This window comes from Kosakonia sp. H7A (assembly GCF_003028445.1).
Taxonomy (GTDB): Bacteria; Pseudomonadota; Gammaproteobacteria; order Enterobacterales; family Enterobacteriaceae; genus Kosakonia; species Kosakonia radicincitans.
In genome coordinates, this window is record NZ_PYTZ01000032.1 from 1 (window position 1) to 774 (window position 774).

1 protein-coding gene is annotated in these 774 nt (G+C 65.9%); it reads right to left on the bottom strand.

From position 1 onward, the window contains the following. A partial coding sequence (locus tag CWM66_RS27920) for a phospholipase D-like domain-containing protein (RefSeq protein WP_233218442.1) occupies positions 1 to 774 on the bottom strand: 774 nt, incomplete at both ends.

Consider the following 774-nt stretch of genomic DNA (forward strand, 5'->3'; position numbering starts at 1 on the left):
ATATCCGCATCGAGGATCGGGAAACAGGTTTCCACCCGTCGCAACAGGTTGCGTTCCAGCCAGTCGGCACTGGCGCAGAACAGTTCCGGTTCGCCGTCGTTGCCGAACCAGTAGACGCGGCTGTGTTCCAGGAAGCGTCCGACGATGGAGCGCACGCGGATGTTGTCCGACACGCCCGGCACGCCGGGGCGCAGCGTGCAGGCGCCACGCACGATCAGGTCGATCTGCACGCCCGCCTGAGAGGCCTGGTAAAGCGCACGCACCACCTGGGGTTCGTTGAGCGCGTTCATCTTGGCGATAATGCGGCCGGGGCGGCCCTGCTGCGCCAACGTCGTCTCCCGCTCGATGCGGGCCAGCACCACGGCATGCAGGGTGAAGGGAGATTGCAGCAGGCACTTGAGCTTCATCTTCGGCGCCAGGCCGGAGAGCTGCTGGAACAGCAAGTGCACGTCGTTGCCGATGTCTGCATCGGCGGTGATCAGGCTCAGGTCGGTATACGCACGCGCCGTGCCGCTGTGGTAGTTGCCGGTGCCCAGGTGGACGTAGCGGCGCAGCTTGCGGCCCTCGCGGCGAACGATCAGCAGCATCTTGGCGTGGGTCTTGTAGCCGACCACGCCGTATACCACCTGCACGCCGGCTTCCTGCAGCTTGTCAGCCAGGCCCAGGTTGGCTTCCTCGTCGAAGCGCGCGCGCAACTCCACCACCACGGTGACGTCCTTGCCGTTGCGCGCGGCCACGATCAGCGCATCGACGATCGCCGAGTCCTTGCCGGTG